7 protein-coding genes are annotated in these 4,011 nt (G+C 68.6%); 3 read left to right on the forward strand and 4 right to left on the reverse strand.

The features are described 5' to 3' along the window. Positions 1-481: 481 nt before the first annotated feature. Positions 482-700 (reverse strand): hypothetical protein, encoded by a 219-nt coding sequence (locus ABZ194_RS30095; RefSeq protein ID WP_355600402.1) that lies wholly within the window; start codon positions 698-700, stop codon positions 482-484. 55 nt (positions 701-755) lie between these two features. On the opposite strand from ABZ194_RS30095, the gene ABZ194_RS30100 reads away from it, so the two are divergent. Together ABZ194_RS30100 and ABZ194_RS30105 are read left to right on the forward strand one after the other, a co-directional pair. Next, positions 756-1,949 (forward strand): transposase, encoded by a 1,194-nt coding sequence (locus ABZ194_RS30100; protein ID WP_355600403.1) that lies wholly within the window; start codon positions 756-758, stop codon positions 1,947-1,949. Between the two features lie 39 nt (positions 1,950-1,988). Further along, positions 1,989-2,144: a hypothetical protein gene (locus ABZ194_RS30105; protein WP_355600404.1), complete on the forward strand. Its 156-nt coding sequence runs from the start codon at positions 1,989-1,991 to the stop codon at positions 2,142-2,144. A 145-nt stretch (positions 2,145-2,289) separates the two neighbouring features. Here the strand turns inward: ABZ194_RS30105 and ABZ194_RS30110 are convergent, their stop codons facing one another. After that, the gene (locus tag ABZ194_RS30110) at positions 2,290-2,493 is read right to left on the reverse strand and encodes a cold-shock protein (protein ID WP_355600405.1); all 204 of its coding nucleotides are present in this window, start codon (positions 2,491-2,493) and stop codon (positions 2,290-2,292) included. 376 nt (positions 2,494-2,869) lie between these two features. On the opposite strand from ABZ194_RS30110, the gene ABZ194_RS30115 reads away from it, so the two are divergent. Then, positions 2,870-3,217, forward strand: coding sequence for a hypothetical protein (locus tag ABZ194_RS30115; protein ID WP_355600406.1), 348 nt, complete (start codon positions 2,870-2,872; stop codon positions 3,215-3,217). On the opposite strand, the gene ABZ194_RS30120 is transcribed toward ABZ194_RS30115, so the two are convergent. Together ABZ194_RS30120 and ABZ194_RS30125 are read right to left on the reverse strand one after the other, a co-directional pair. Beyond that, the gene (locus ABZ194_RS30120; RefSeq protein WP_355600407.1) at positions 3,210-3,641 is read right to left on the reverse strand and encodes a hypothetical protein; all 432 of its coding nucleotides are present in this window, start codon (positions 3,639-3,641) and stop codon (positions 3,210-3,212) included. The genes ABZ194_RS30115 and ABZ194_RS30120 overlap by 8 nt on opposite strands. Positions 3,642-3,810: 169 nt before the next feature. Continuing rightward, the coding region (locus tag ABZ194_RS30125; RefSeq protein ID WP_355600408.1) for a winged helix-turn-helix domain-containing protein at positions 3,811-4,011 on the reverse strand (201 nt) is incomplete at its 5' end.

A 4,011-nucleotide genomic window follows, 5' to 3' on the forward strand; every position in this document is an offset into this window, starting at 1 on the left:
CTGCAGCCCTTCCAAGGCCGGCCACCTGTGCAAGGCCATCACCGTCCTTCAGAGCCACCGTGTCGCTCAAGCCGTCTGAGGATGAAAAAGGCTCAATGTAGCGAATTTCAGGATTCAATTCCAATTGAAGTCAATGCGCAATTGGCGGCGATTTATGGTATAATAATTATTGCGCTTTCGTTCTCAATCGTCATACGCGGACCCGTGTGCCCTCCGTCCTGCGCCACACCCGCGCTCGGGCCCGACGAGGCTCGCGCCGCGCTGTCGCGTGAGGGCCAGGTGCAGCCTGCCCATGTAGGTGGCGCCGAACGAGACGGTCCCGTCCGCCGGCATCCCGCCCTGCGGACGTTTGCGGAGCGTGCTCCGTCCCCGGCGGCAAGCGGCGCAGGCGCCCACCTCGACCGGGCCTCGTCGGGCACGAACGCGGGCGTGGGCTCCTCCCGCAGCTCGACGGCCTCGGGGGCAGCGACAACGGCGACTCTCATTCAACGGCTCCAGGCGTGTGGCCAGTGGTGGCGTACGGCGATGCCGGCCCCGCTGAGCAGGTCGGCGGAGGTTTGGGGGGCGTCGTCGCGCAGTGCCGTTCGTCGACGGTCACGCAGCGGCCCCGGCGGACCACCTGCCTGCCGCCGACGAGCACGTCACCGGCTACCTCCAGCGTGGATGCCCCGTCCTTCAGGGCGGGGAAGAAACGCGGCACGGTCGGGCACGGTGGTCTCCTGGTTTTGTCGGTGGGGCTCGGTAGATTGATCGGCGTGTCCCGCTTCCGGCTTCAGCCGTCGCCTGCCCAGGAGCAGGGGCTGGCCGGGCACTGCGGGCACGCCCGGTTCGTGTGGAACCTCGCCGTCGAGCAGTATCGGCATTGGAAGCCGGGCCGTACCTCCGCGCCGGGGTTTGCCGAGCAGTGCCGGCAGCTCACCGAGGCGCGTTCCGCCTTCGGCTGGCTGCGCGCTGGGTCGGTGACGGTGCAGCAGCAGGCGCTCAAGGACTTCGCCCAGGCCATGGCGAACTTCTTCGGCGGCACCCACCGCAAGCCGGCCTTCCGCAGACGCGGCCGGGCCGAGGGGTTTCGTATCGTCGCGGTCAAGCCCGGCGATGTGCGCCGCGTCTCCCGCCACGTCGGCGAGGTGAGGGTTCCCAAGGTCGGCTGGGTGCGGTTTCGCTGGTCGCGCGCCGTTGGCGAGGGGGTGAAGTCGTTCCGGATCACCCGGGATGCGGCGGGGCGCTGGCATGTGGCGTTCGCCGCGATCCCTGACCCGGTGCCCGGGCCGGGCACGGGTGAGGTGGTCGGCGTGGACCGGGGTGTGACGGTCAGCGCCGCGTTGTCCACCGGTGAGCTGCTGAACGCGCCCGCCCTGCGTGACGCGGAGCGCAAGCGGCTGCTGCGGCTTCAGCGCAAGCTCGCCAAGGCCAAGCGCGGCTCCAACCGGCGCGCCAGGGTCAAAGCGGCCATCGCCCGGCTGAAGGCCCGCGAGGCCGACCGGCGCAAGGACTGGGCGGAGAAGACCAGCACCGGCCTGGCCCGCCGCTTCGACGTCATAGCGGTCGAGGACCTGAAGGTCCGCAACATGATCCGCTCCGCGCGCGGCACCGTCGAAGCGCCGGGGCGCAATGTCCGGCAGAAGGCCGGGCTGAACCGGGGCATCCTCGCCGCCGGGTGGGGCCGGCTCGTAACCCGGCTGGAGCACAAGGCTCCGGGCCGGGTCCGGAAGATCAATCCGCGTTTCACGTCGCAGACCTGCAACGCCTGCGGGCACGTCGCCGGGGAGAGCCGCGAGAGCCAAGCCCTCTTCCTCTGCGTGGCCTGCGGGCACCGGGACAACGCCGACGTCAACGCGGCCCGCAACATCCGAGACACCGTCCCAGGGCATGGGACGGCTGCGCGGGGAGGCCCGCCGTTGGGCGGGCCGGTGAACCGCGAACCTCAATCCGAACTCCTCATCGCGTAGGGATTCGGGGTGGAATCCCACGCCTTCAGGCGGGGGAGGATGTCAAAGACCGATACGCCCAGGGGCAGTAGGCGACCGCCGTACCGAGCCGAGAAGCGCGTCCACCTCGGCGTCGTCCAGCCAGACGGCGTGCACGAGCAGCAGGTGGGGGCCGAGGTCGGCGAGGTGGAGCGGCGGGCGGCGGTCCTGAGGTAGTGCTCGGCATCGGCGGGGCCCGGCGACGTGCGCACCGTCAGACCCGCACCGGCCTCGCGGGCAAGTCGGCGGCCCCGGCCGGTGAAACGGGTCGGGGCCCGCACCTCAGAGAGGTGCGGGCCCCGACCGCGTGGTCTGCTGTGCGTCAGACGACAACGATGTTCTCCGCCTGCGGGCCCTTCTGGCCCTGCGTGACGTCGAACGACACCTTCTGACCCTCCTGCAGCTCACGGAAGCCCTGGGCCGCGATGTTCGAGTAGTGGGCGAAGACGTCGGCGCCGCCGCCGTCCTGCTCGATGAAGCCGAAGCCCTTTTCCGCGTTGAACCACTTCACGGTTCCAGTCGCCATGTCGATCTCCTTTAGTAAGGGGCAGAGCCGGAATCCGCGATGTACGGATCCCGCGTAGCCGCAATGAGCCCATCTGGAGATGACCAGCAAACAAAAATGCACCTGAGGGTCACATCCCGTCAGGCGCACATAAAGTTTCATGGGTACCACAACTGCAACTGAGTCCATGCTACCACCATGAGGGCCGAGCACAAATTCGACCCGCTCCGGGCAACCCACCGGAAGGGACGAATCCCGGTCGGCGGCATCCCCTCACCCACGCCACCGCCGCGAAACCCACCGGCGGCCACGGCACTTCCGGAAGCCCGGCCCGTCTCCGGTGGGGTCGGCGGAGGTCGTTCGCCGGGCCGGTCCCGGTGCGATAGAACTGATCGCCATGACGTTGACCGTTGAACGGAGAGACGCACGCGCCTGGCCTGAGGAGCAGCTGGGGCGGCTGTTCTCGGAGGGCTTCCCCACGTTCATCACCGCCGATCAGGTCGCCGGTCAGTACATCGGAAGGGTCAGGGAGTGGTTCACCGACCTGGACCTGATGCTGGTGGACGCCGACGGCGCCCCGGTGGCGACGGGCTGGGCGGTGCCGCAGAGCAGCTCCAGGCCGACGGAGCCTGTGACCGAGCCTGCGGCGCGCGAACGCGTCGGCGAGCCCCTTCGTCTCGGTCAGGACGCCCGCGGGAGGTCCTTTGAGGATCGCGGTAAGGGGGGAACCGTGCGATTCACCTGAGGTGAGCCATCTGAGCAGGGTGCGAAACTGTCATATCACCAGCGTGATCATGTTGTGCCGAGGGCACAGAAGTGCTCTCCCTCCGCTGGGCGACCGGCGCACGGTGAAACACCGCGTATCCGCCACCCGCCAGGGCCGCGACGGCGAGCAGTCCCAGGCGGGACAGGCCGGGACCGTCGAAGGTGAGCTCCCCGGCGGAGTTCACCAGGAAACCGGTCGTGAACAGCCACGCCATGACGACGGTCGCCACGGCCGCGGCGACACGGACACCCCGGGCGGCATGACAGCACACGGCGAGCATCACGACAGACAGCCGTCCGGCGGTCTCCGCCGCGGTGAAGACCAGCGAGGCCACCACGGTCGCGGCGATGACGGCGAGGAGTCCACCGGCGAGCGAGAACCCGACCTGCTCGGATCGGAACACCGCAACCACCTCCTTGGGAGAACCACGCCTTTCGTCTCCCATCAAACTCCGGAAAGCGCCGCCGGATTGATCTGCATACGGATCCCTGACATGCCCTCCACGCTTTTTGACGGGTTCCGCACGACGGTCCGCCGCCTGCCGAGCCCACCGCTCTCAGGGGCGGCGGTTCTCAGGGCTGGAAGCGGTAGCCCATCCCGGGCTCGGTGAGCAGATGGACCGGGCGGCCCGGATCCGGCTCCAGCTTCTTACGGAGCTGAGCCATGTACTGACGCAAATAATGGGTCTCCTTGAGATACTTCGCCCCCCAGACCTCGGTGAGCAGCTGACGCTGACTGATCAGCTTGCCGGGATTACGCAGCAGGATCTCCAG

This window comes from Streptosporangium sp. NPDC006007, assembly GCF_040614315.1.
GTDB lineage: Bacteria > Actinomycetota > Actinomycetes > Streptosporangiales > Streptosporangiaceae > Streptosporangium.

What these genes read in the sequence shown, in the direction of transcription:
- ABZ194_RS30105 (WP_355600404.1), top strand. Translation starts at nt 1,989, where the DNA reads ATGTCAAAGACCGATACGCCCAGGGGCAGTAGGCGACCGCCGTACCGA.
- ABZ194_RS30115 (WP_355600406.1), top strand. Translation starts at nt 2,870, where the DNA reads ATGACGTTGACCGTTGAACGGAGAGACGCACGCGCCTGGCCTGAGGAG.
- ABZ194_RS30110 (WP_355600405.1), bottom strand. Translation starts at nt 2,493, where the DNA reads ATGGCGACTGGAACCGTGAAGTGGTTCAACGCGGAAAAGGGCTTCGGC.